The 25304-nt window shown below is 42.1% G+C and carries 28 protein-coding genes, 1 tRNA gene and 1 pseudogene; 12 read left to right on the forward strand and 18 right to left on the reverse strand.

Going from position 1 to position 25304, the window contains the following annotated elements:
* Positions 1 to 81: 81 nt before the first annotated feature.
* The 4 genes from E3K36_14270 to E3K36_14285 form a co-directional block, all read right to left on the reverse strand.
* Positions 82 to 1194, reverse strand: a complete 1113-nt coding sequence (locus E3K36_14270; protein MCF6156371.1) for an amidohydrolase — start codon at positions 1192 to 1194, stop codon at positions 82 to 84.
* Positions 1195 to 1543: 349 nt separating this feature from the next.
* A complete protein-coding gene (locus tag E3K36_14275; protein ID MCF6156372.1) occupies positions 1544 to 2557 on the reverse strand; it encodes a dipeptide epimerase in 1014 nt (337 codons plus the stop codon).
* Positions 2558 to 2580: 23 nt separating this feature from the next.
* Positions 2581 to 3618 (reverse strand): DUF1611 domain-containing protein, encoded by a 1038-nt coding sequence (locus E3K36_14280; GenBank protein ID MCF6156373.1) that lies wholly within the window; start codon positions 3616 to 3618, stop codon positions 2581 to 2583.
* A gap of 18 nt (positions 3619 to 3636) precedes the next feature.
* Complete coding sequence (locus E3K36_14285) at positions 3637 to 4086, reverse strand: glycine cleavage system protein H (protein ID MCF6156374.1); 450 nt, start codon at positions 4084 to 4086, stop codon at positions 3637 to 3639.
* Between the two features lie 224 nt (positions 4087 to 4310).
* Here E3K36_14285 and E3K36_14290 point away from each other — a divergent pair, with 224 nt between their 5' ends.
* The gene (locus E3K36_14290) at positions 4311 to 4718 is read left to right on the forward strand and encodes a GIY-YIG nuclease family protein (GenBank protein MCF6156375.1); all 408 of its coding nucleotides are present in this window, start codon (positions 4311 to 4313) and stop codon (positions 4716 to 4718) included.
* A 49-nt stretch (positions 4719 to 4767) separates the two neighbouring features.
* Complete coding sequence (gene mutS / locus E3K36_14295; protein MCF6156376.1) at positions 4768 to 7377, forward strand: DNA mismatch repair protein MutS; 2610 nt, start codon at positions 4768 to 4770, stop codon at positions 7375 to 7377.
* Positions 7378 to 7439: 62 nt separating this feature from the next.
* Here the strand turns inward: mutS and E3K36_14300 are convergent, their stop codons facing one another.
* Positions 7440 to 7865, reverse strand: coding sequence for a DUF3568 family protein (locus E3K36_14300; protein MCF6156377.1), 426 nt, complete (start codon positions 7863 to 7865; stop codon positions 7440 to 7442).
* A 49-nt stretch (positions 7866 to 7914) separates the two neighbouring features.
* Positions 7915 to 8034: a hypothetical protein gene (locus E3K36_14305; GenBank protein ID MCF6156378.1), complete on the reverse strand. Its 120-nt coding sequence runs from the start codon at positions 8032 to 8034 to the stop codon at positions 7915 to 7917.
* A gap of 198 nt (positions 8035 to 8232) precedes the next feature.
* Between E3K36_14305 and folE the strand changes: the two genes are divergently transcribed.
* Both folE and E3K36_14315 read left to right on the forward strand, forming a co-directional pair.
* Positions 8233 to 8796: a GTP cyclohydrolase I FolE gene (gene folE / locus E3K36_14310; protein ID MCF6156379.1), complete on the forward strand. Its 564-nt coding sequence runs from the start codon at positions 8233 to 8235 to the stop codon at positions 8794 to 8796.
* 168 nt (positions 8797 to 8964) lie between these two features.
* Positions 8965 to 10560, forward strand: coding sequence for a TolC family protein (locus tag E3K36_14315; protein MCF6156380.1), 1596 nt, complete (start codon positions 8965 to 8967; stop codon positions 10558 to 10560).
* A gap of 61 nt (positions 10561 to 10621) precedes the next feature.
* Here the strand turns inward: E3K36_14315 and E3K36_14320 are convergent, their stop codons facing one another.
* Positions 10622 to 11113 (reverse strand): DUF456 domain-containing protein, encoded by a 492-nt coding sequence (locus tag E3K36_14320; protein MCF6156381.1) that lies wholly within the window; start codon positions 11111 to 11113, stop codon positions 10622 to 10624.
* A gap of 315 nt (positions 11114 to 11428) precedes the next feature.
* Between E3K36_14320 and E3K36_14325 the strand changes: the two genes are divergently transcribed.
* The 3 genes from E3K36_14325 to E3K36_14335 all read left to right on the forward strand — a co-directional run bounded on the left by E3K36_14325 (position 11429) and on the right by E3K36_14335 (position 12119).
* Entirely contained in the window at positions 11429 to 11641 is a 213-nt protein-coding gene (locus E3K36_14325; GenBank protein ID MCF6156382.1) for a hypothetical protein, read from the forward strand.
* Between the two features lie 42 nt (positions 11642 to 11683).
* Entirely contained in the window at positions 11684 to 11971 is a 288-nt protein-coding gene (locus tag E3K36_14330) for a hypothetical protein (GenBank protein MCF6156383.1), read from the forward strand.
* Positions 11972 to 12043: 72 nt separating this feature from the next.
* A tRNA-Val gene (locus E3K36_14335) sits at positions 12044 to 12119 on the forward strand.
* Positions 12120 to 12244: 125 nt separating this feature from the next.
* Here the strand turns inward: E3K36_14335 and E3K36_14340 are convergent.
* From E3K36_14340 to E3K36_14350, 3 genes are all read right to left on the reverse strand, one after another.
* The gene (locus E3K36_14340; GenBank protein MCF6156384.1) at positions 12245 to 12460 is read right to left on the reverse strand and encodes a hypothetical protein; all 216 of its coding nucleotides are present in this window, start codon (positions 12458 to 12460) and stop codon (positions 12245 to 12247) included.
* A 23-nt stretch (positions 12461 to 12483) separates the two neighbouring features.
* Positions 12484 to 13089, reverse strand: a complete 606-nt coding sequence (locus E3K36_14345) for a hypothetical protein (GenBank protein ID MCF6156385.1) — start codon at positions 13087 to 13089, stop codon at positions 12484 to 12486.
* A gap of 164 nt (positions 13090 to 13253) precedes the next feature.
* A complete protein-coding gene (locus E3K36_14350) occupies positions 13254 to 13676 on the reverse strand; it encodes a hypothetical protein (GenBank protein ID MCF6156386.1) in 423 nt (140 codons plus the stop codon).
* Between the two features lie 299 nt (positions 13677 to 13975).
* Here E3K36_14350 and E3K36_14355 point away from each other — a divergent pair, with 299 nt between their 5' ends.
* The 3 genes and pseudogenes from E3K36_14355 to E3K36_14365 all read left to right on the forward strand — a co-directional run bounded on the left by E3K36_14355 (position 13976) and on the right by E3K36_14365 (position 14672).
* Entirely contained in the window at positions 13976 to 14254 is a 279-nt protein-coding gene (locus E3K36_14355; GenBank protein ID MCF6156387.1) for a hypothetical protein, read from the forward strand.
* A gap of 11 nt (positions 14255 to 14265) precedes the next feature.
* Complete coding sequence (locus E3K36_14360) at positions 14266 to 14490, forward strand: type II toxin-antitoxin system HicB family antitoxin (protein ID MCF6156388.1); 225 nt, start codon at positions 14266 to 14268, stop codon at positions 14488 to 14490.
* Positions 14487 to 14672 (forward strand): annotated as a pseudogene (locus tag E3K36_14365) (type II toxin-antitoxin system HicA family toxin). The gene E3K36_14360 and the pseudogene E3K36_14365 overlap by 4 nt, the downstream one beginning before the upstream one ends.
* Positions 14673 to 14874: 202 nt before the next feature.
* Here the strand turns inward: E3K36_14365 and E3K36_14370 are convergent.
* Positions 14875 to 15453, reverse strand: a complete 579-nt coding sequence (locus tag E3K36_14370) for a hypothetical protein (protein MCF6156389.1) — start codon at positions 15451 to 15453, stop codon at positions 14875 to 14877.
* 14 nt (positions 15454 to 15467) lie between these two features.
* Positions 15468 to 15665 (reverse strand): hypothetical protein, encoded by a 198-nt coding sequence (locus E3K36_14375; protein ID MCF6156390.1) that lies wholly within the window; start codon positions 15663 to 15665, stop codon positions 15468 to 15470.
* 536 nt (positions 15666 to 16201) lie between these two features.
* Here E3K36_14375 and E3K36_14380 point away from each other — a divergent pair.
* Positions 16202 to 16465, forward strand: coding sequence for a hypothetical protein (locus E3K36_14380; protein ID MCF6156391.1), 264 nt, complete (start codon positions 16202 to 16204; stop codon positions 16463 to 16465).
* 67 nt (positions 16466 to 16532) lie between these two features.
* Here E3K36_14380 and E3K36_14385 read toward each other — a convergent pair whose 3' ends face one another.
* The 6 genes from E3K36_14385 to E3K36_14410 form a co-directional block, all read right to left on the reverse strand.
* Entirely contained in the window at positions 16533 to 17048 is a 516-nt protein-coding gene (locus tag E3K36_14385; GenBank protein MCF6156392.1) for an adenine phosphoribosyltransferase, read from the reverse strand.
* An 8-nt stretch (positions 17049 to 17056) separates the two neighbouring features.
* Complete coding sequence (locus tag E3K36_14390; GenBank protein ID MCF6156393.1) at positions 17057 to 17905, reverse strand: sigma-70 family RNA polymerase sigma factor; 849 nt, start codon at positions 17903 to 17905, stop codon at positions 17057 to 17059.
* Positions 17905 to 19656 carry a 30S ribosomal protein S1 gene (locus E3K36_14395; GenBank protein MCF6156394.1) on the reverse strand — a complete coding sequence of 584 codons (1752 nt, stop codon included), beginning with the start codon at positions 19654 to 19656 and terminating at the stop codon, positions 17905 to 17907. Before E3K36_14395 ends, E3K36_14390 begins: the two co-directional genes overlap by 1 nt.
* 85 nt (positions 19657 to 19741) lie before the next feature.
* Positions 19742 to 20407 (reverse strand): (d)CMP kinase, encoded by a 666-nt coding sequence (locus E3K36_14400; GenBank protein ID MCF6156395.1) that lies wholly within the window; start codon positions 20405 to 20407, stop codon positions 19742 to 19744.
* 267 nt (positions 20408 to 20674) lie between these two features.
* Positions 20675 to 22966 (reverse strand): hypothetical protein, encoded by a 2292-nt coding sequence (locus E3K36_14405; GenBank protein MCF6156396.1) that lies wholly within the window; start codon positions 22964 to 22966, stop codon positions 20675 to 20677.
* Between the two features lie 32 nt (positions 22967 to 22998).
* Positions 22999 to 24468 (reverse strand): hydroxylamine reductase, encoded by a 1470-nt coding sequence (locus E3K36_14410; protein MCF6156397.1) that lies wholly within the window; start codon positions 24466 to 24468, stop codon positions 22999 to 23001.
* A gap of 288 nt (positions 24469 to 24756) precedes the next feature.
* Between E3K36_14410 and E3K36_14415 the strand changes: the two genes are divergently transcribed.
* On the forward strand, positions 24757 to 25245 hold the full coding sequence (locus E3K36_14415; protein MCF6156398.1) for a DinB family protein: 489 nt from the start codon (positions 24757 to 24759) through the stop codon (positions 25243 to 25245).
* Positions 25246 to 25304: the final 59 nt, after the last annotated feature.

A 25304-nucleotide genomic window follows, 5' to 3' on the forward strand; every position in this document is an offset into this window, starting at 1 on the left:
TCAAAGATAAAAGGTACCTATCAAAATGTAAAATTATCATTGAATTCAGCAATAAATGAACACAAAATTTACGCAGAAAGATTATGGGCTACAGGCAATGCAGGTAAACAGTGCGGGACCCATGGAGAGCACGTCTTCATCCAATAAGAATCGGGAACTGTGTAATGGCTGACTAGTACCCTTTTCCAGGTTTCCCGATCCCAGAAAAACATAGGCACCTTTTATTTTTTCCAGGTAATAGGAAAAATCTTCTCCACCCATCTTGGGGTCTATATGCTCCACTGATTTACTGCCGAATAGTTCGATAATTTTGTTCTGTATAAAATCTGCCTGCGGTTGTGGATTGTTGAGTGGAGGGTGACCCTTAAGATACTCGAATTGGTATGTTGCATTATTGAGTGAAGTGATTCCTCTAATGGTCTCCTCCAGTACTATCGGCATCTTATATCTTAATTCCTTGGCAAGGGTTCTTACCGTACCAATGATTTTGACTTTATCCGGGATGACGTTAAAAGTTGTGCCTCCCGAAATTTGGCATAAAGAAACCACACAGGGAGACAGAGGATTTACTTTTCGTGAGATAATAGTCTGAATTGCTAATATCACCTCGGCAGCGATAACGATAGGGTCTATACACAGATGAGGTGTGGAGGCATGCCCGCCTTTTCCTATAATGGTAATGACAATGCGGTCTGTTGCCGCCATTGTGGCTCCAGCCCGTACCCCAAAGGTACCGGATGGTATATTCGGTTCAATATGCAATCCATAGATTTCATCTACGTCGTGTAAGACACCCTGTTCTACCATAAGTTTTGCACCGCCTGGATGCTGTTCTTCGCAGGGCTGAAAGATAAATTTTACCTGCCGCTTGAGTTTGTCCTTTAGCTGCACCATAAGTTTTGCGGCTCCCAGGAGCATTGCCATGTTAGCATCATGACCGCAGGCGTGGGATATTCCCTCATTTTGGGATTTAAATTCAAGATTGTTTTCCTCCAGTATGGGCAATGCATCCATATCAGCCCGAAAGGCAACGGTACTGGATGCTCCGTCAACGTGCAGGGAACCAACGACGCCTGTTTTTGCAATATCTGTTTGTACGTGAAGCCCCAATCGTTTCAATTCCTCAGCAATAACACCAGAGGTGCGAATTTCAGTAAAACCAGTTTCAGGATGTTTGTGGAAATCCCTCCGCATCCTGATAACGTAGTCGTGTATCTCTCTGGCATGGGCCAGTATTTCCTGTGTAAGTGGTTTCATTTGCATGGTCTGTTTTTTTAATGGTTATTATGCCCTCTCAACTATAGTGAACGACTTAAGTTATGCCTTCGGCGACTTTTTAAATACTCTTCGCTGGTTCAATCGTCCCAGATTGAACCGAAACATTTGGCATGATTCCTTGTTACAGCACAAGTTTAGGCCTTAGAGTGCCATTCAAACTATATGGTTCAATCTGCAAGGTTGAACCAGCTCTGGGCTATATTTTTTAGACATAAAATAACATCGTGCAAGCTCAACACGGACAAACAAGTTTGTCCGTGCCACCCTACAGAGACAGTAAAGGCATACTGTTACGTGCCTTTACTCCTAATCCGTTACCTGCTGGTAATGTTAGTTTTCCCTTATCAACTGTTACCCCGATGTAAGGGTCATTTGTAACAAGCAGATTTCCGTCAAGATCGATATAGTCAACTAATGACATCAGGTGGGCCGCAGCTGTGATTGATACCGAACTTTCGATATTGCAGCCGAGCATTATTTCAAGATTATGGGCCCGGGCTGTGTAAATCATCCTGATGGCCTCACGGATTCCACCACACTTCATCAGTTTAATGTTGATCCCGTCCACTGCATCTGAAAATGCAGGTATGTCTTTTGAATCTTTTATATCTTCATCAACAAAGACAGGGATTTTTGTGTGACGTCTGACCTTCCTCAGCGATTCAATGCTGCCGACCGGAAATGGCTGTTCTACAAGTTCAACCCCGAGATCTTCCATAAGATTCAACTTTTGTATTGCCTCATCCAGCGTCCAGCCTGTATTGGCATCAACGCGGAAAATGGCCTTGGTAATTTTGCGCAGCTCCTTCAACATCTCGATGTCGTCCTTAAAACCCACCTTTATTTTGAGCACGGGGAAATCCTTTGCCTCCTCCACCTTTTTGCACGTCTTTTCCATGGTGTCAATTCCTATGGTGAATGATGTTGTCTTTACTTCATGCCGGTTTAAGCCCAACAACTTATAGAGCGGTACTTTGAGTTTTTTGCCGATCATATCATGGAGGGCTATGTCAATTGCCGCTCGCGCAGCCGCATCCAGGGGAAATTTCTTTTTGAAATGAAAGGTAATGTTTTCTGTTTGGAAAGGATCGGTGTCTTTGAGCAAGTCGAGAGACTGAACAAATACCTTGGTAACACTCGTTATATCTTCTCCAAAAAAGCTGGAGGGTGCGGCTTCTCCACATCCGATAATTCCGTCTTCGTCTTTTAACAGAGTTACAATATTATTTTGAACAGTACGGGTTTCTCTGGCAATCTGGAAAGTGTGCTTCAATTTCAAATCTAAGGGATGGAAGGAGAGATTCATGGCAGGAGAGGGCGGATGCTATCGATAAATTTGTCCACGCCAAACTTAACGGGATCTGTGGCGGGGAGTTTTGTTTCCTTCTCTACCTTCTGTATCTCTTGTAAGGCGTCATGGTCGGACATGCCGATGCAGTTGAGTGAGATACCAATTACCTTACAGGGGTGTATGGGTTGCGCCAGCTTTTCATAGAGTTCAATAAGATAAGGAATTGGTAAAATAGGAAAATTGGCGAAATGGCGGAGTGTCTTTCGGGTAGGCTGATGGCATAAAATGAGACCCTGCGGAGCAGAACCATGCAATAGACCAAGGGTAACGCCTGAATATGCCGGATGTACGATGGTGCCTTGCCCTTCGATACTTAAGAGTTGATGGTGAGCACGGTCGAGTACAAGTTTTTCCGCCGCACCGGAAATGAAATCAGAAATGACATGATCCACAGCGATCCCACTTCCATTAATCATAATTCCGGTCTGTCCTGTGGCTACAAAACAGGCGTTGAAACCCTGTCTCTTTGCGGCATTTGCGATTTCAATAGAAGTTACCATCTTGCCTATATTACAGTCTGAGCCCACCGTAAGGATACGCAATGTCTTTGTTTCTTTTGCTTTCCCTGTACCAAGAGGGAGAGTATTAGGGGGGTTGCGAACATCCCATATATCCAGTTGATGGTCTTGCGCTAGTTTGCAAAATTCGCTGTCGTTACTTAAATAACAATGGAGGCCGCTAATGATATGGAGCTTATTTTTTAAGGCATCTGTAATATGTTTGCGCCATTCAGCTGGAAGCATGCCACCCGGAGGCGCAATGCCAATAAGAAGTGCTGTGGGTTTTAAATGTAATGTTTCCGCAATCGTACTGATAATGGGAATACCTTTTCCAATACCGATAATCGATTCAGGGTCTTTCCCGGCATTGATCCGGTCTACGAGTGCAACCACGTCTTCCTTACAATAGCGAATGATGTTTACAGCCGTTTTTGTATTAAAGACATCAAGTTTTCCTTCTGTTAAGATAATGAGCCTGCGGTTAGTCATAAGAATACATAAAAGAGGCTATTTCCGCCTCTTTCCTTTTATTATCTTGGCGTGTCGTTTTCGTTGTTTAACCGGGGTAGCGTTGAATTGTAGTTTACTTATATGTGTTGCATATTCCTTGGCATTCAATAATTCATTGATGATATGAGTTTCAGTTGTTACGAACTTTATTAACCAACCGTGTTTGTAAGGGTCGCTGTTTAGAGCAGTTAGATTTTCGTAAAGGCGCTCATTTACTGCTATAACCTCGCCAGCCATGGGTGATGTAATATCAATCAGCTTCTCGAATGACTCTATTTCTCCAAAAGAGATACCGGATAGGATTTCGTCTCCTACCTTTGGGAGGTCCAAAAACAAGAGGTCATCAAGCTCGTCAACAATAAATTTTGTAAGGCCAACAGTGATTGATTTATTATCCCAGAAAAACCATTCGTGGGTTGGCGTATACTTTAAATGCTCAGGAATCATAACATAATACCTCACAACAAATTATAACTTGATAATACCAGAAAATGGTAACACAGAACTGAACCATTGTCAAGTATAATCGATTTTTCAGGCAGTTTTGGCTTTATGACAGTAGTAAAAAATATAGACTTTTCATTTATAAAAGAATCTTTTATACTCTTTTAGGTTTTTAGTGTGTTTCGTGGATTTAAGCAATTTTGAGATTCTTAACACTTAAATTTAGAATGGATTTTACTTCGGATACCGGTGTATATTGTCTTGTTGTCAAATTACTTCAAAGGGCTCATATAAGAATCGGATGTCTGGGCACCTTTCATTTTTCCGCAGGTTTTTATGCCTATGTCGGAAGTGCGCAGAGCAACCTGGAACGCAGGATTAAAAGGCACTTACGGCAAAAAAAGAAGATGCACTGGCATATTGACTATTTGCTCCGTTACGGGCAGGTAGTTTCTGTCTGTACCTATACTGGCGAAAAGGATAAGGAGTGTATACTGAGCCGTAAAATTGGAAACATAAAAAATGCTGTGGTACCCGTGAGAGGATTTGGCTCATCGGACTGTTCATGTAATTCACATCTGTATTTTTTCCAGGATGATCCTTATCCTGAGATGTCCGTGCTTAATATAAAATGAAGATATTAAAATGTAAATTGCAAAATCAGCTGAGGTTGTTTTCCCGATGATTACTGAAACACCCATGATGCGCCAATATAATGAGATAAAAAAGCAGCATAAAGATGCCTTGCTTTTTTTCCGTATGGGCGATTTTTATGAATTATTCTTTGAGGACGCAAAGCTCGCCTCAAAGATATTGGGGATTACCCTTACCGCCCGCTCCAAAGGTGAAAGTGCAGTGCCTATGGCAGGTGTGCCGCACCATGCTGCCGAATCATATATCCGAAGATTAATCAAGGCAGGACAAAAGGTAGCTATTTGTGATCAATTGCAAGACCCCGATGAGGCTAAGGGAATTGTTGACCGAGGAGTTACCAGGATTATAACCCCTGGAACCGTTACCGAGGATGCCTTGCTCGAGGATAAAAGCAATAATTACTTAATGGCGGTATTGGAGGCAAAGGACATGCTGGGATTGTCGTGGGTCGATTTATCAACTGGCCGGTTTGAGGTTGAAGATGTTCAGGAGGAAAGACTCTTTGACGAGTTTGCAAGGCTGAACCCGTCGGAATTGTTGTTACCTGAAGAAACTACAAGGAATAACACCTCCTTTATGGAAAGAATTCGTGCAGAATGTGAAGTAATGATTACCTCCAGACCTGATTGGGAATTTGCACGAGACACTGCTTATCGAACCCTGGTAGAACACTTTGGAACGACATCCCTGGAGGGATTTGGTTGTGAAGATGTTGGGCCGGCCTTGGGGGCAGCAGGTGCCGTGATCCAGTATCTTAAAGAGACTCAAAGGACATCGCTCAAGCATATTATAAGAGTTCAAAAATATCGGCTGGATAACAGGGTGCTCATAGATAAGGCCACTCAGCAGAGTCTGGAGCTTACACAGACAATAAGGACCCGTGATCGGGAGGGCTCGTTGCTGGGCGTGATAGACCAGACAAAGACGCCGATGGGCGCCCGGCTGCTCAGGGAATGGGTTATTGGTCCGTTACGAGTAGCTGCCGATATTAAATATCGGCAGCTTGGTGTGAAGGAATTTTTTGAAAATTCATCATTAAGGCGAGAACTCCGTGATATTTTAGGCAATATCTACGATATTGAACGAATTTCGACCAAGGTAAGTTGTGGTCGCGCCAATGCGCGCGACCTTATTAGTTTAAAGCAGTCTCTCTCAAAACTGCCAGCACTGAAAGAAAAATTCGGATTTTGTATCACGGATATTTTGGCGTCCTTAGAACAACAACTAGACGTCCTTGAGGAAGTGCGAATCTTGATTGGTACAGCGATCGTACCCGATCCGCCTCCCACGATTAAAGATGGGGGGCTTATCAGGGAGGGTTATGATGCATCTCTCGATGAATTGAGGTACGTAAGTAAAAATGGGAAGAACTGGATTGCCAATTTTCAGGCAGAAGAGATCGCACGGACTGGAATTAATTCCCTCAAAATAGGCTATAACAAGGTGTTTGGATATTATATTGAGGTCACCAACGTCCATAAGGATAATATACCACAATCCTACATCCGGAAGCAGACCCTCAAGAATGCAGAACGCTTTATTACACCCGAACTCAAGGATTACGAGACAAAGGTGCTAACAGCCGATGAGCGTGCGAGGGATATGGAATACGATCTCTTTATTCAGATCCGTGAAAAGGTTAGTGCGTATACGGCACGGCTTCAACGGACATCTGAAGTGATTGCGCTGATCGACGTGTTGTCTACCCTTGCCAATCTTGCTGCAGAAAACCAATACATCATGCCGGAGATTACAGATGATCTGGAATTAAAAATACTTGATGGGCGTCACCCCGTACTGGATCGGAAACCCGGGGGTGAAAGTTTTGTCCCCAATGATATCCATCTGGATGGAGATCAGGATAAAATCATGGTAATTACCGGGCCAAATATGGCCGGGAAAAGCACGTATATCCGCCAGGTGGCACTCCTGGTGCTTATGGCACAGATGGGGGGTTTTATCCCTGCAAAAGAAGCGATCATTGGAACGGTAGACAGGATCTTCACACGGGTGGGCGCTTCGGACGAACTTTCAAGGGGACAAAGTACCTTTATGGTGGAAATGAATGAGACGGCGAATATCCTTAATAACGCTACTGAACGCAGTCTGATTATATTAGACGAGGTAGGACGGGGTACGAGTACCTTTGACGGCGTCAGCATTGCATGGGCGATTACAGAATATATCTACCAGCACATCCACGCCCGAACACTTTTCGCTACCCACTATCACGAACTCACCGAGTTGGCCTTACTCTTTCCGGGAATCAGGAATTTTAATATCGCTGTCAGAGAGTGGGGGGACGAGATTATTTTTTTGAGGAAAATTGTCGAAGGCGGAACGGATAAAAGTTATGGGATACATGTTGCACGTCTTGCGGGGATACCCAGGGAGATCATCCAGCGGGCTCGTATTATTCTGAACAACCTCGAGGCCGCGACATTGGATGTAAACGGCAAACCGAAATTTGCGCCATTGAAGGCAATACAAGATAAAAAAGAACCGAAACAGTTAAAACTCTTTGCATCAAAACAAGACATGGTAATCGAAGAGATCAAAAAGCTCGATATCTCCCGGATGTCACCGCTTGACGCCTTGAACAAGCTTGATGAATTAAAGAAGAGACTGGAGGGCGAATAAGAATGCGCATTCATACAACCTTTTTATACATTTCAAAAGCTAAATCTTTTTTTCGTTAAAAATCAGAGATGCTTCTTTATCCTTTCTAAAGTCAGGCGGGAAAGCGATTCGTCTCCAAATACTCCGACACGGATTTTTACGGTAGTCAATTTTGCTGATACGCTTTCAAGACTAATTTCAATCTTTGTGTCATCCGATTCATGTGCAATCAGTTTTGCAGAAAGGTTATTTTTTTCTTCGCTCGTTACGACAAATCCTAAATCCTTCATGGCTTTATGTGTTGCCTGCCAAACACTACCAATCGATGCTTCTTCCGTTGATTTCAGTTCTCCCTTTAAATAAGCTACTGTTCCTGCGCCAGCGCCGCCACCTATGAGCAAAGCAGCCACACATCCGGAGTTCGAAAACAAAGTGATTCCAAGCAACGCAATATACAACAAATTCTTCGGCATCATAAAGCAAAACCCTTTCTTCATGCAAAGACCCATAGCGAACGTCGAAAGAAAGTTGCCATCTATGAAAAAGCAATTCCAGACTTCAGTATTGCTTCAGGCTATCGGCCTCACAATGACATGTGCATGTATGTTTATTCAACTTGTTCACTCTGGTGGTGGTTTGATTTGCAGCTACGAAAATGTATAAACCATCATTACGGATACACTATAACGTCAATATGTCCGACAAATCAAGTTTGTAATTTTTCTTGATGAACTGGTACATGTTTGCTATTTTCCTGTTTTCGTGTTCTCGAAGTATTACCATCTCATATTTATTTGCCATTGACTTTGGTTTTTAAAATGTTTAACATATTTTGAAATGCAAAGAAACGTGTAATACTATGCGGGAGTTTTTATTTTGGTAGACAAAAAAAAGATTATAGAATCCATCCGCTTATTTATCGAAGGCATTGGTGACGACCCTAATCGTGAAGGGCTTTTAGAAACGCCGGAAAGGGTTGCCGATATGTGTGAAGAGATTTTTGCAGGTATCGGGCAGGATTCTCACAAGGAAATCAAGGTGTTAAAATCTGAAAAGTACGATGAAATCGTGCTCTTAAAGGATATTCCTTTTTATTCAATCTGCGAGCATCACCTCCTCCCTTTCAGCGGGGTCGCTCATGTAGCCTATATTCCTCAAGGGAATCGTGTGACCGGGATTAGTAAACTTGCAAGGGTTGTTGAAATAGAGGCAAAGCGTCTGCAGGTACAGGAAAGACTCACTACAGATATTGCAGAATCAATTATGAAGGCATTACGTCCCAAGGGCGTACTCGCTATCATTGAGGCAGAACATCTCTGTATGACCATGAGGGGTATCAAAAAGCCAGGCACAAGGGTAAAAACCTCCGTAGTGCGTGGCATCTTTCGTGACAACCCCGCTACCCGTGCAGAGGCCCTGGCGTTAATCAAAGGTTACTGATCCGGATACGAATACGAACTTGTTAACCCGAGGAAATATCTGCCAGCAGAAACAATAGCAAGACGCCAAACTAAAAAGATATTTACTGTTAAAATCTATAATTTTTAACCAGTTCGCTGTGTACTGCGTACTCTGGTTACCTATTTACCATACGGAATTTTTATCTGGATGATCACGAAATATAAAAGATTCTTTTTAACCTTACTAGTTGCCTTATCCTCCTTTTTACAATGCCTGGGTATTTCTTTGGGTAGCGAGAATACATCTAAGACACCGTTACCTCCACCAACATCACCGGCAAGCGTAAATATAGATTCGAATCTAAAGTTCATCAGCCTGAGCCTGAAGGACAGTATTGTTTATGCCTTGCGTAATAACTTCGATATCGAGCTAACAAGATTGGATTCGAAGCTAAGTGATTATGATATTACAATAGAAAAAGCGAGGTTCGATCCTACGATGAAATTAATGGGTAGTATTCAGAATGATGAAACACCGAGCAACACCCCATTAGAGACGAATATACTTGCCGTTACTCCTTTTGTCAGGGAAGGAGATACAGCCGATGCAATAATTCAATCATTGATTCCTACAGGTGCAACCCTTTCGCTTGAATATAATATATTTCGGAGTTTTACAGATCCCCAGGGTTTCGTGATGCTAAATCCATATTATCGGAATTTCATCGAGGCAAAGATTACACAGCCTTTGTTGAAAGGGGGCGGTTGGTTTTATAACAGAAGCCCCATCTATATTGCCCGGAATAACAAAAAGATCTCTTTGTCTCAATTCAAAAGCACGGCACTAGAGGTGTCCAATACAGTTCAGGAGGCATATTGGAATTATGTAAGGGCAATGGAGAATTTAAAGGTAGCAAAAAAATCCCTGGAACGTGCAGAGGATTTATTGAGGAAGAACAAGATACAGGTAGAAGTTGGCACCCTTGCGCCAGTTGAGATTATCGATGCTGAATCTGGTGTGGCATCGAGGGTTGAGGCAGTGATCTCTGCAGAAAATGCAATTAAAGATCAGGAGGATGAACTCAAAAGAATTATGAATCTCGCAGATGACGTGATTATCTCTGATGCTACCATTATTCCTACAGATAAGCCTCTCTTCGAGCCGAAAAAGGTGGAAGTAAAGGATACGATTAAAATAGCCATGGAAAGACGTCCGGAATTAACCGGGCTACAACTGGAGTCTGAAAATGCAGGTATGCAAACCAGGAGGAGAAAGAATGAATTGTATCCAAGATTGGATTTCACGGGAGGAATTCGCTATACGGGTCTTAATGATGAATTGTCGGGTGCCAATGATTCTACATTTTCTGGGGATTTTCAGGGAGAATTTTTCACGCTTACGTTAGAGGTTCCTATAGGGAACAGGTCGGCCAGGAGTGCATACAATAAATCCAAGCTCAATGAACGACAGGCTAAGATAAATGTCAGAAAAATGGAACTTGATATTGTAGTAGAGGTACGAGAGTCTGTTCGCGGAGTAATGACCAATATTGAACGGGTCAAAGCCACGAGAAAGGCCAGAGAGTTGGCAGAAAAAAGATTAGAAAACGAGGAAAAGAAATACAGTGTGGGTAGATCAACAAGTTTGGAGATCCTGCGCGCACAGGAAAGCCTTGCCATTGCGGAGTTTGAAGAGGCAAGGGCAATTATTGATTATGAAATATCGTTAGGAAATTTGGAGAAGGCTAAGGGTACGATTCTCGATGTTTACGATATTAAACTGGAAGAAGAATCAAAAATTTGAAATTGAAATAACAATAATACTGAGAAAGATTATCGGGAAAGGGGTATCGGGTAACTCTCCCTTATCCAAATACCTTCCAGATAAAAATAGAAATCATGGCCAGACCAATGAGTATTTTTATTACCGAACCTCCCAGAAAGCCTACAAAATTTCCCAGGCCAGACTTCAATGCCCCCTTGTAACCCTTTCCACCAATAATTTCAAAGATAATGGTGCCGACAATGGGACCTAATAGTAAACCTATAGGGCCACCCATATAAAATCCAACACCTGTGCCTGCTATCGAGCCTACGAGTCCCCATCTGGTGGCGCCAAATCTCTTTGCGCCATATACGTTTCCAAGATTTTCAAGTATGATGGAAAAAATAGTCATCAGCGCAAATATCAGGAGCATCATCCATGTGACCTTCTCAAAATGGGTGAATATTGCATAGAAAAATGCTCCAAGCCAGATAAGAGGTATGCTGGGTATTATTGGTACCACAATTCCAGCCATTCCCACAAGCATAATAATGAGTGAAATAGCGAATAAAATAATTTCCCAAATTCCCATCGATAACTATCCTTACATAATGTTTAAATTAAGAAATGAATTTTTAAGAAAATATGGTAATATATTTTTTCTATGAATGTGTTTTTAGAAAAAAGTTTTTGAAGGATCAAAACTGGTCCAATCGAGGACGGTTGAACCAGCAAAAGTCAAAGTTGCTGCCAAAGGCAGATTGATTTAATTGCAAATTATTATAAACTCATATAATATCACATGATAGTGCCTTATATCCAACAAATTAGCCTAGTCGTAACACTTTAGTTTTTTGAAAAACTATCAAGGCAAAGCCTTGTGCTGATTTCGCCCCGGAGGGGCAAATTGCTCATAGGCAGGCAATTTATTGCCTGTGTTAAGAGAAAGATAAAAATAAGCCCTGTAGGGGCGAATGAAGATTATGGATACAAAATCGTCTCAATCGTCCCTACGGGACTGTATTTCTATTTGATAAAAATACAGGCAATAAATTGCCTGCCTATTGCCTCACGTCCCTATAAGGACTTAAAAAGCACAACTCATCTTTCAAAAAACTAAACTGTTTCGCCTAGTCTAAGTGAAATCTATGGGAGAAAAATTATGCTGTGGTCTATAATGGGAACAATTGCAGCAATTTGTACAACGGTAGGATTTATACCACAAATAATACGTGGCATAAAGACCCGGGAATTACGTGATGTTTCGCCAGTCATGTTAACCCTTCTCCTGGTGGGCTGTAGTTTATGGCTGGCTTACGGAGTGCATTTGAAAAATCCTATTATAGCATTGGCAAATGGGTTTACACTATCGTTTGTCATGACTATTTTATTATTACGCAGTTTGTTTAGAAGAAGCAATGCAAAAAAACAGTCCATAAGTTTGCAATAATAGGGATCCCCCCTGGCTTATGACAATTTTCAGTGGAATTTAACATGTTTTTTTATAAAATAGAGAAAATTTGGGCGCTTGGCTCAGCGGCTAGAGCACTTGCTTCACACGCAAGGGATCAGTGGTTCGAATCCACTAGCGCCCACCATATCTTGCAAGCACTTATGACTTGTTCTCTCTAAAGCATCACTTGAAAATGTGAACAAATTGTGAACTCTTTTTTCTGATTGATCACCACTTAATACTTTATCAAGCATTTCAACGGCCTTTCTTTTATGCCCCGGTGCCAGGTGTGCATATCTTAGCGCCTCGACTCTTCACGTATTCTTCAATCATCTCCTCAGAATATTCTTTTGTGTTTTCCAAAGCCTTTTTAAGACCTTTACCATGGTTCCGGCCACCACAAACACAATCGCATTTGTCCTCCTTTTCCTCGTAGCATTTCGCATCACATCTACCGATACAACCACTACTATTACCAACATAGATTAACGTAGTCACAGATAAATCCCTTACAATGCAAACTGCAACCGTGCAACGGCATCCATCTTCTTTTCATCCGATGTATGCAGATACTTCTCGGTGGTCCGTATGTGGTTATGCCCCAAAAGCTCCTGTACCGTCTTCAGGTCAACGCCTTTATCCAGGAGCGTGGTAGCAAAGGTGTGCCTGGTCGTGTGCGGAGTAATCCTCTTGTAGATCAAGGCATCCTTCTTTACACGCCGTAAGAGACAATCTACCGCCTTATGGGTAAGCGGCCTCATATCACAATTCCCATGCTCCCCCAGGGTGTAAAACAGATATTGTCCCCCTTCTGAGGGGGTGAGGGGGAGGATTGTCTTCCGATAATCCACAATCGCCTCCATCACATCCCTATTCAGCGCAACACGCCTATATCTCTTCCCCTTGCCCATCACGTCAACCACCGGTTGATTCCGGTACGTGGTAATATCTGCAACCGTCAGATTGCACACATCCGCCTTTCTGAGCCCCGTGGAAAACATCAGAAGCAAGAGGGCATAATCCCGCTTACCCTGTAACGTCCTTCTGTCCGGCGCCCGGAGGATCGCGCTAATCTCATCCTCAGTTAAAAATTCTGACACCCTTTTCATTTTCATAACTGTTTTACCTCCTCTACTTAAACGATAACTCTAACTGCTTTATCACCTTCTCCATCGCCTCACTATCAGAGATCACAATATCCGGGTACACCTTCTGTAACGTCTTCTTGAGGAGTTGGTACGTATTGGCACTCCGGGTCTTCTCATAATACTTAATCATCTCAAAGATAGCGTTCATCTCCTAGGCGGTCAGTGGGATCCTGTCTGAATCCAAGTGGTCCCTTTCCTGAAACATAATCTTTCACAGGGTAAGTATTGCCCACCTCTGAAATGTCAGGATTCTTTCCTGTCGCTCGACATTTTTCACCCTTTTTGGATTGATTTTTGACCATCAAACCGATAAAACCATCAAGGGTTAAGGCCAGAACTTCATAGTTTGTGCCGTCAGTCATTGTCGTTACGACAATAACTGACCACTCTTTTAAGAGGGCATCACCATTAATTAACCGCCAAAGTACCTCTTTGTGATAGTCTAAATAATCCGCAATATCAGATAACGTTACCACCGGCACCCTCTCGCCGTTTATTGCCACAATGGCGATCCTTAAAGGCTTCCCATTAAACTCCTCAAACCTCACATCCACCGGCTTAAGCGCCCCTTGCCTGTCAAACCCTTCCCTCGGAAATGTTGGATGTGATTGACGATTATCGTTTTAAAAACAGGATTCAATCTAGAGCTGAGGCCGTAAGGCAATTGATAGAAAAGGCCCTGGGCACTCCTAAAAAAGAGACCTCAAAGAAATAAGGGGTTCTGGAAACGCATATGGCGGGGGGGCGCCCTGTCAGACAGTCATATGCGGGCCGTAGTGCGTTTCGCTTCGGTCATTGTCCAAGCCCTCTAACCTCTATAATCAACTTATAAAAACCAGTTTTCCTTATCGCAATGGAAGCATTAATCGGATTAATAGTCATAATCATAGCAGTATGTTCCTTCATAAAATATCATCATAAAAAGGAAAAAGAACTTACTCCATACGAGCGTGAAAAACAGACGAAAGAAATGGCGAAAGGGGTTGAGGAGCTTATCAGCGAGGTAGTCCAGGAGTCATACTACGGGAAAAAAACCAACGAAGAAATTGAGCAATTGAGAAGCGAAGTTAAACAATTACGAAAAGAGCTGAGTGAATTTAAAAAGGATGATCACGATAAGCAAAATATTTAGGAGAATTCGTCATGCAAATTAAATTGACGGCAGTCTTCCAAAAGGTACCCGAAGGATACATAGGATTTGTAGAAGAATTACCGGGCGCCAATACGCAGGGAAACACATTAGAGGAAGCACGGAGCAACCTTGAAGAGGCAGTGCAATTAGTCCTGGATGCTAATAGGCAATTAGCAGAAGAATCGCTTCAAGGTCGGGATGTGATAAAAGAATCGTTCTCCGTTTCGACACCATGAAGCGCCGGGACCTTATCCGCCATTTAGAAACCCAGGGATGTGAATTTTTGTGAGAGGGTGGGAATCACACCGTGTATGTCAACCGCGCTTTGAAGAAAACTTCAACGGTACCCAGGCATAAAGAGATTAACGAATTCCTCGTTCATAAAATCTGCAAGGATCTGGGAATCACAAAACCGTAATGCAGGATGACAGTAGGAAAATTTCGGCGTTGCCGGGTACATACCCGGCAGCGATATAAGGGGGAGAAGCCGGCCCTCCATCCTGCAAAAAAATTAAGGGCCTGCAATAGGAAAGGAGTCCGTTTAAAGGTGGTTTGAGGCCTTAAACGATTTCTGCTATCACAAGCTTTTTTTTAAATGTCTTTATTCCGCTTCAACAAACTCATTCCAGAGTTTGTTTCCGCAGGTTTTCGCTTTCTTGTTGATCGGGTGCAGCCAATATCCTTAATCTTTCTGGCAAGTCACGGATAGTTAGTTGAGACATATAACTATAATTAGCATTCCGCATGGCTACCCATAAGAAATTTGCTGTATCACCGATCGCGTTTTCCAATTTCTTCTGGTATATATCTGCGATTTGTACCCAAATAGTACAGGAAATCTCTTTCAATTGTGGCTGTAGTTTTTTAATAGTGTCCTTTTGCTTTTCGATTACCGACTCAATAACATCGATAAGCTCCCTGGTATTTTTCTGATCCTGTGTTGTGTCCAGGAACTGCGTACGAACTTCACTCTTCAATTCTCTTAAACTGGTTTTATTTGCTGCGTAACGCTCTAAAGCTTCCTTCTTTTTTGACTCAGCTTTTGAATTTTCACCCTCCAATTCCTTAAGCCTGGTATTTAATTGTGTGAGTTCTTCTTCTGCCTCTGTCAGCTTTTTTTGCTCAAGTTCCAGTTGCTCTTTTAATTTTTTGTACGTCTTGACTTCTGGAATTTCCTTGTAAGTTGTTTGTTGTGCCATGTGTTTAACTCCTATTAAATGAAAAATTCCGGATGCTCTTTTGAAACTGCCTGAAGTGCTTCACCATAAGAAACACCTTGATTTTCTTTCATATGACCTTCAATCAAGACTTCCACTGTTTTGCGGTTATACTGAGTTTCGTCAAGGGCAATTTGTTTTATTCGTTGGCCTGTGTCGTCATCAATATACTCCCAAAAGCGCTCTTCACCCATTTTACCGTTCTTTTTGTAATCATGCCTTTTTACCTCTCGAGATAATTTTTGTCGAATCTGTTTATCAGATCTTGAAATTTTTTACGGCCTGTATTTGCATCCTCTTTTTTTTAGGATCGTAATCCCGATAATCGGTATCTTCTGACTCGCGTTTGGTTTTATCTGCCAAATTTATCACCCCCTTTTTAGTTCTTTAAAGGAGAAAGGACTGTGAACAAAATGTGAACATAATACCCCAAAATATACCGAAACAAGCCAGGGATGCCTTTTGCGCCTTTTGACATTAACCCGAACAAAATAAGAAACTTGAAATCAGAATAAAAAGTAGCTATACTTATTTTCCATGCTTCATACGCAAGGGACCAGTGGTTCGAATCCATTAGCGCCCACCATGATTGTTGTTGAAAAGGTTACTGAGCATTCAGCCTTAAACGAAAAGCTCAGAAAATAATGAATAGCTGGAAACATTTATTTGCTAGAGTTTGTTGAATAGAATAATGATTTGATATGCAAAATCCTTCTCAAGGAGTATAAAAATGCCAGAACATTTTTCGAATAAAGAAATCGGAGAAAAATACAAGGCCGTTATTTCTTCAACCAAATGTCCAAATTGTGATGGTGAAGCTGTTTCTGTAATGGTTAAAACGATGAAAGTACCATGGATGATCAGATGTTTCAGTTGTGGATATAGTGATGTAATTATGTGGATTGAAAAACAGGTAATGGATGCATTGAAGAATGCAAAGGTATTCAATCAAATATGGAAGGAAGGCCAATCGATTGAAATAACTTTAAAGTAACCATGCTAAAATACTCTTTTTCTGTGGGTCAGGAAGTGAATTAAAAAATTGTGGGTTAGAATATTTTTCAGTATTTGATAACTGAAAATATGTCATATTTGTCTAAGGCCTTTTTGCCATTGAGAAAGGTTAACTCAATCAAAAAGGCGCATCCCACAATGTTTCCTCCAAGAGATTCGACCAGTTTACAGCAGGCAGCCATGGTCCCTCCGGTTGCTAACAAATCATCTACCATGAGTACATGCTGTCCTTCCATAATACCGTCTTTGTGTATTTCGAGCACATCGGTACCATATTCAAGTGCGTAGCTCATGCTAATCTTTTCGTAGGGAAGTTTACCGGGTTTTCTGATAGGGGTAAATCCGGCGCCTAAATTGAAAGCGACGGTGGGCGCCAGGATAAAACCGCGTGCCTCGGCGCCGACTACGATATCAATATTCTTATCTTTATAATAATCAGAAATCGTTTCAACTGCGCCTCTCAGCCCTTTTGGATTTTGTAACAGGGGTGTGATATCTTTAAAAATGATTCCTTTTTTCGGGAAGTCTGGTATATCTCGTATCAATTTTTTTAAATCGTTCATAGGCTTATTTATTTTTCCCTTGTCAAAATATAATGTAACTTTTTGATGACCTCTTTCTCTATTTGTCTAACTCGTTCGCGGCTTATATGTAATAGCGAACCAATTTCCTCCAGTGTCTTTGGTTCACCATCGATCAATCCATATCGCAGTTTTATTATTGTAGCTTCTCTTTTATCAATAACCTCCAGGAGTCTTTCCAAACTTTCCCTTTCATAAGTTTCTTCCATTTCATCTTCAGGAGCAGGTGTTCTACTGTCGGGTAGAATACTATCAAGAGCCCATATAAGGTCGGAACCTGTAATATCCGTTTTGCTGAGGGATCCCGTTGAGCGTATAGCATGTTCTATGGATTCAACCTTTTTTGCTGTAATATCCATCTCCTCTGCAATTTCTTCACGGCTCGGAGGTCTTTCAAGTCTGTCCAAAAGACCGGTCGATGCAGTTTTCAGTTTGGATATTTTCTGAATCATGTAAGAGGGGATACGGATTGTTTTTGTCTTATCCGTTAAAGCACGGCGAATTGCTTGTTTGATCCACCACGTGGCATACGTACTGAACTTATATCCAGTCGACGGATCGAATCCCTGAACAGCACGAATCAGACCGATATTCCCCTCTTCGATTAGGTCCAAAAAGGAAAGTCCCCGGTTAATATACTCTTTTGCAATACTAACAACCAGGCGCAGGTTGGAACGTATCAGTTTTTCCCGTGCCTTCTCATCTCCCTCTACAACTTTTTTTGTTATTTCTTTTTCCTCTTCGGGAGATAACAACGGAATTTGGTTAATTTCTTTCAGATATGTTTGTAAAGCCGATTCCGTATGTATGTCTCCTTCTTTGTTGTATGATGGGACCATTAACCGTTCGTAGTGCCCGACTCCTTTTCTGATGTTTCCACAGTTTCACTGCATGATTGCTGTTGGGAACCTGCATCTGAAGGCGATGTTACCGTACTTCTTCCCTCTGTATCGGATAATTTTTTGAGGCTGAGCCCTATTTTTCTCGCTTCGGGTTCGATGCGAATAATCCTGACTTCCAATTCATCGCCGATATTGACGATATCGGCAGGATTGGTGACCTTTTCGCTGGATAATTCCGAGATATGCAACAACCCTTCGATCCCTTTGCCGAGTTCCAGAAATGCACCGAAATTTGTTAGTTTGGTAACCTTGCCGGCGACAACATCGCCGACCTTAAATTTTTCAGGGATCTCTTTTGTCCATGGATCATCAGAGAGTTGTTTCAGACCCAAAGCAACCCTCTTTTTTTCACGGTCGACCGAAAGCACTATGGCCTCAATTTTATCGCCCTTCTTAACAATTTCTGATGGATGTCCTACTTTTTTTGCCCAGGACATGTCCGATATGTGAAGCAGGCCATCTACACCTTCTTCGATCTCGATGAATGCACCATAATTGGTCAGGTTGCGGACACGGCCCTTGATCCTGGTTCCGGGTGGATATTTCTCTTCGATAACAGTCCATGGATTGACTTCCGTCTGTTTCATGCTTAAGGAGATTTCCTCCTTTTCTTTGTCTATCTTAAGGACGACAACTTCGACCATATCTCCGATAGCAACCATCTCCGACGGATGATTAATGCGGCGTGTCCAGGACATTTCTGAGATGTGTACAAGTCCCTCGATACCTGTTTCCAGTTTTACAAAGGCACCGTACGACATGATATTGACAACCTGGCCTTTCACCCTCGAGCCTACAGGGTATTTTTCTTCTATCTGCAACCACGGGTTTTGAGACTTTTGTTTTAGTCCCAGAGCGACCTTTCCCTTTTCCTTATCGATGTCAAGTATTTTTACCTCGACTTCATCATCGATGGCAAGCATCTCTGAAGGGTGGCTTATCCTGCCCCAGCTCATATCGGTAATATGGAGGAGTCCATCAAGCCCACCAAGATCTATAAATGCACCGAAATCGGCAATGTTCTTTACCACCCCTTTTCTGATTTGCCCAACTGCAATTTCTGCCAATAACCCTTGCTTCTTTTTGTCTCGTTCTTCCTCAATGAGCTTTCTTCTGGAAACAACGATGTTTTGCCGCGCCTCATCAATTTTAAGGATTCGACAAGTGACGTCTTGTCCGATGTATTGAGAAATATCACCGGGTGGCTTTACATCGATCTGTGAGGCTGGTAAAAATATAGGTACACCCATATCTACAAGGAGACCTCCCTTGATCTTTCTCGTAACACGTCCCGTTATGATATCACCTTCTTTATATTTTGCAATAACCCTTTCCCATCCACGTATGCGGTCCGCTTTGCGTTTGGATAATTTAATCAGCCCTGAATCATCTTCCACCGCCTCTAATAAAACTTCTACATCTTCACCAATTTTTATTTCGGAAGGATCGTCAAATTCAGATTTGGGTATCATACCCTCGGATTTATATCCGCAGTCTATGACAATGTTATCACCCAGAGCACTGAGGATACGGCCTTTGAGAACCGAGCCAACTTCGAAATTTTGGATAGAATCATAATACGTAGATTCCACTTTCTTTTGGGTATCCTCGCCTCCCATAATTTCTTCAACTTCTCTTTCAATGTCGGTTAAATTCACATTGTATTCTTTTAAAATATCACGATCCATAATTTGATGATTTCTCCGAAATAAAAAATAAATAAATTAAAAAAGTTTCATGAAATAAAATACGCTTGTATCCTGTACGAAAGTCCTACTTCTTCAAGGTTAATCCAATTTCTTTCAGTATCAGATTCATCACTTCTTCAATAGTCAATTTTGTAGTATTTATGTAAATCGCATCGCTACTCTTTGTTAAGGGTGCGTTGTTTCTTGTTGTATCGCGCCTATCCCGTGTTTCCATATCGTGTATAACATCGGTATAGGAGACTCCGTGTTCCGATGGCTTAAACTCACCATAACGTCTTCTGGCACGTACTTCAATCTCTGCATCCAGAAAAAATTTTCTTTCTGCATGCGGGAAAACAACTGTCCCCATATCCCTTCCCTCGGCAACTGTGTTCCCTTCGCCTGCAAGTTTTCGCTGCAGTTCTACCATGCGACGCCGAATACCAGGCGTATTTGAGATATAATGAACATTATTTGTAACAGAGGGTAAACGGATTTCTTCCGTGACATTAACGCTGTCTACAAACACATGTAAGCTCTCGTCTTTCTTGTGGAACTCTATGGAAGTTTTATCCATAAGCTGGCACAAAGCATTTTCGTCATTGAGGTTTACATTCTTTTGCATTGCCTTCCACGTAAGCGCCCGATACATGGCACCTGTGTCGAGATATCGAAAGCCCAGCCGTTTGGCCAGCATCTTGGCAACGGTACTTTTCCCGGAACCTGCAGGACCATCAATCGCTATTATCAAGTGAAAACCTCTCCCTGAATAGCCTCTTTTATTATAATAGCGTCAGATTAAGGTATGTAAAGCAAAGAATAAAATATACTAAATGAGGTATTTTATTGCAAGTGTTTTTTGTCTCAGCTTAACAGTTCAGCCCACCGCAGAGAACGCTGAGGTCGCAGAGAGTATGATAAGGATAAACAAAAAAATTTATACAAATTTCATCTATTCCCTTTACTTCTCTTCTGCGTTTCTGCGTTCTCCGCGCTCTCTGCGGAGAACAATTACTTCTCAACTTAACCCACCACGTTTTCGTATCCACCATTCCAGAGAAACGATAGTTAGTATCATCATAAAAATATAGCCATTGTCCCACAGGGAGATTTGCCGTTTGCCTACGAGCTTTACAATGGGAGGATTTTCAATTGAAAACTTTTCTCTGATACTTGTTGCGGGAAGGTCAAAGTACTTTCCCCCTGAAACCTCGGCCAGTTTTGCAAGAATATCTCTTTTGATGGAAGGGTCTTTAAATTCTTTGTTTTCTAAGGCTATATTGAAGACGGCATAATCCTGTCCAATTTCCTCGTTTTCTTTCTTTGCCAGCACTTTCACAATATAGTAACCTTCTCCGTCGTGTTTGATGGTGAATCTGTATTGACCATCACTCCCAGTGACTCCATTTGCGGAGAATATGCTTTTCCCAGAAAATTCATTTGCGATGTCTATACCTAATTGTACGCCGCTCAATGGCTGATAGTTCCCACCCACTACATCGATTTTAATTTGTATCTCTTCACCCGGGGAAAACGTTTCTTTGTTTACCATAATATGGATAGGGTTTAAGGTAGGGTCTTTGATGAGCCATTTTATGGAATTTTGCCAAAATTTTATATAAGGTCTATTGCTTCCGCCTTTCCCAACGGAAAGGAAATTCCATCGCCATAAAGAATCAGTGGTAATGGCCATGCATCTGCCCTGTCCCGTATCTCGAATAGAAATAAGAGGTGGATTTCCTTTTACCGGATAGGTTGCAAGTGGTACGGCATCTGACTTCAACCCGTCGGTTACATTGCATCCGTCAAGTTCGGGGAGTCCTTTCCAAAGAGCAATATTTCTGTCTGTGTCAGCGTCAATGGCAGTTACCGGATGTTTCAGCCCATCATTGGTCAGGGTCGCCTTTAATCGGGTTGTATCAATAATATCTTTTCCCATGGTGAGATTTACGGGAAGGATTTCATCAATAGGAGTTCCATCGTATCCGCCTTGTGAAAACGAAATATCTCCGCCAATCATCAGAAAGCCGCCACCCATTTCCGTTACAAATTTTTGGATGTTACTCAGATAATGGGAAAATCGGAAGAACGAGGTGTCATAGGGCCGGTAATCAAAGTTTTGGAAAATGACCAAATCAAAACTGCTGAGTACCTGGGTAAACAGTTCGTCTACGGGAAAAGGTATAAGGCTAAGTTCATCGTTTCTTGCCTCAGAGACGTCGGTTGGTGTTCGCAGAATAAAGAAGGATATGAGATCAATATTGGGGTCGCTTTTTAATACCCGTCTCAGAAAACGTTCATCCCAGGACGGGCGACCACAGACATGCATAATCCTGATTTTATCGCGTACCACCTTTACCAGGAAACTGACTTGATTGTTTTCCGTAATGGCTTCATGGGGCTGGAGGGGAACTGATATCGTATAGAGGAACGTTCCTGTCGTGTGGGGTGTAAATGACAGCTCTATGTGCAGTTCTCTCTCGTTCCCCGTATCTAAGACTTTCGACGAGATGATGTCATTGCCTTGTTTGAGCGTAACAGGGAGCTTGAGGTCTTTGTACCCAAAAATCTTTATGACGACATCTGCCTTCCATGGACTTCGTACAAAGGTGAAGCTGTCGTACGAGACATTGCTGATTGCGATATCTCTGGCCTCCATATTGCCGGCTGGTGAAAACGTAAAGAATGGAGCTGAAAGATCCCTTGTAAGATTTGAAATGATTTCGAGTTTATTTACGCCTGAAGGAAGTTCGACCGTGTCGGTGCCGTCAGAAAAGACCAGATATCCTCTGATGGATTTACCCTCATAGCGTTTTTTCAGGAGTTTGAGTGTCTGGACGATATCGGTATTCTTGCCATCGAGACCCAGGCCCCTTTCGATATCGTTATAAGAGATCTCTTTTATGCTATCGGAAAAGGATAGGTAATCGACATCAAAATTATTCTGCAGTTCTTCAAGAAAAGGTGCATTGTCTTTGAAAAATTTATTCACAAGCTGGAAGCGGGTGATGCCGGTATCACCTCCTTTCAGAGTCATGCTCGCTGAATTATCCAACAGGCATACGACCTTGTTTTTTAGTTTAAGAACTTCTTTTTGCTCAATTTGCGGCTGGAGAAGGAGGATAACTATGAGTGTCGTAGCAGCAAAACGGAGAGTGAAAAGGAGCAACCGTTTGGTAAGGGGAGAGAACGTTTTGACGCCAATCCAGGAAAGGTAGAGTGCGGCAATCGCCAGAAATAAGACAAGCGCACGTAACCAGAGATTTTCAATACCAGCGAAGGTAAGATGCCATTGTGTAAGATTTTCCATATCAATGATTTATAATAAAATATACACAGATACTATTTGCTTTTCTTTTTTAGCCGGGCCCGTACTCTCTTCTTTTCCAGCGCAGCCAACCGCCGCAAGGTATTTGCCTCACTCTTGATATCCACATATTTCTTGAGCAAGTTTGACCATGAAATATAGGTAAAGCCGTTGGGATTCATGTGAGCCAAACCCTTTCGGACAAGAAAGGCATCATTTTCCCACATGTATAAAAAGTCCTTTTCAATCTTGCTTGGATTACCGTCCTTTGCCCAAAATTCGCCGTAGAAACCACCAAGGAGATCAGGATACTTTTCAGTTACCGGAGCAGGCGCCTTGGGCCTGTTTTCAGGCATGGGATAAAGTATCCTTTCTTCATAGAGGGATTTTATCGTCGCATAGGCATCACTCACGTACTGAAAAATCGAATCTGAAGCCTTATCCATAGAATCCAGATAATCACGGGAAAACCGCGGTGAATGGCACTGAACGCAGACCTCGATCCATGCTTCTCGTCTCGACAGTAATTCCTTGCTATTCTTGATGTAATCCGTTGGTTTGATTCCCTTGAAAATATTGTCATAAAATAACACATCACCCTCACCCATAATGGCCTTTCTAACCATATTATGGGAATACTGTCCTTTATAATACATATGACAGGATTGGCAGGTGGGAGAGATGTAATTCGCGTCCTTGAGTTGTTTGCTCCAATCCCAGGTGTGTCCTTCAATAAAATAGATAGAGCCATGTTTGGAATCCCTGTAATATTCGATGTCCGGGTGGTCTGGCCCGTTATGACAGGTTTGACATGCCTCCGGTCTCCTGGATTCAGAAGCCTTAAAGGCGTGGCGGGTATGACAACTGTCGCATTTGTGTTGTATGTTATGGCACATATCGCAACCCTGAACGACATTCTTGTCTACCGCAGCCCATACATCCACGTCCAGATTGGCATCATATGACTTTGCGTGGCTTTCCCTGCCTGGTTTCCAGTCCGGGATACCATACTGTTTTTCAGATTCAAACTCTTCGTATTCTTGCTTATGACATTCGCCACAAAGGGTGGAACTGGTCATTACTAATTCTTTTGCGTGATCAAGTTTTTCTGCTCCAACTTTTCCATGACAATCGATGCAACCCACTTTGGTAAGCTTTCTTCCGAGATTTTTTTCTATCTCGGCCAGTTTTTCTTTCTGATAACCCTGAAGTTTGTCCAGATTGGCATGGCTACTTTCTGCCCATGCTTTTACCAGCCCTGGATTTAATGCCTTATGACAGAGCGTGCACTCATCAGCGGTATAAATCCCTTTTGGTTCTTCCGGCGGTGAATAAAAATAGTCCGGAGCCCAGTATCTCTGGGTAGGAATTGGTTTCCAGAATTCCCCGTACGGACCTACCCCTTTATCCAGTTTTTGAGCCTGTATTATGCCGCCAAAAACACCAAAAAATATTGATATTCCAAGAAACGCCCAAACTCCCTTCATGTACCTCTTCCTCCCCATAAGTCTAAGTCAATAAGATGATTGTCCAAAACTTATTTACTCAATTATTATAACATAGCACTGCATAGTCGCAACCAAATTACCTGCAAGTCTTCCCCGTGTAAAAATGGGCTGTTCGTCGATCCATCATTTCTTTTTACGAGTCCCTCATTGAAAATGTCTGAAGAATTTATTCGAAAAAAAGCTAAAATTGATTTATAGTTAAATATAATTTTAAATTTTGGTTTCTTATTCTTACTATAGTTTCACAGTGCCTTCTAATCATTAAAGCATATAAGGGGTATTGTAATGACGAGAGAAGAACGAATGCAAAAAATCGAATCGTACGGCAAGGGATACGTCCAGCTTACTGAGGCTTTAAAACAATTTCCAAAGGAGATGTGGTCATTCAAACCTTCACCTGATCGCTGGAGTATCCATGAAGTTATCATTCATATTGCTGACAGTGAGGCGAATGCATATATCAAGTGCAGGAAATTGATTGCTGAACCCGGGAAATCCATTGCAGACTATGATCAGGACAAATGGTCTGCGGCATTTCATTATCAGGATCAAAGTACTGAAGATGCATTGGAATTATTCAGGAGACTCCGTTTGTCGTCGTACAAACTTATAAAGGCATTGTCTGAGTCGGTTTGGTTAAACTCAGTCGGTTCAATGGAGAACGAAACCGTTACCCTAGATGATTGGTTAAAAGTATATGAGGAACATGTACCAGCACATATCAATCAAATGAAGAAGCGATATGATGAGTGGAGAAAGAAGTATCTGAAATAGGGCAAAAAAGCAGAGCCGATTCGCATCCCTTGAAAACAAAATGATTAACAGAGCATATT

This window comes from Candidatus Brocadia sp., assembly GCA_021646415.1.
GTDB lineage: Bacteria > Planctomycetota > Brocadiia > Brocadiales > Brocadiaceae > Brocadia.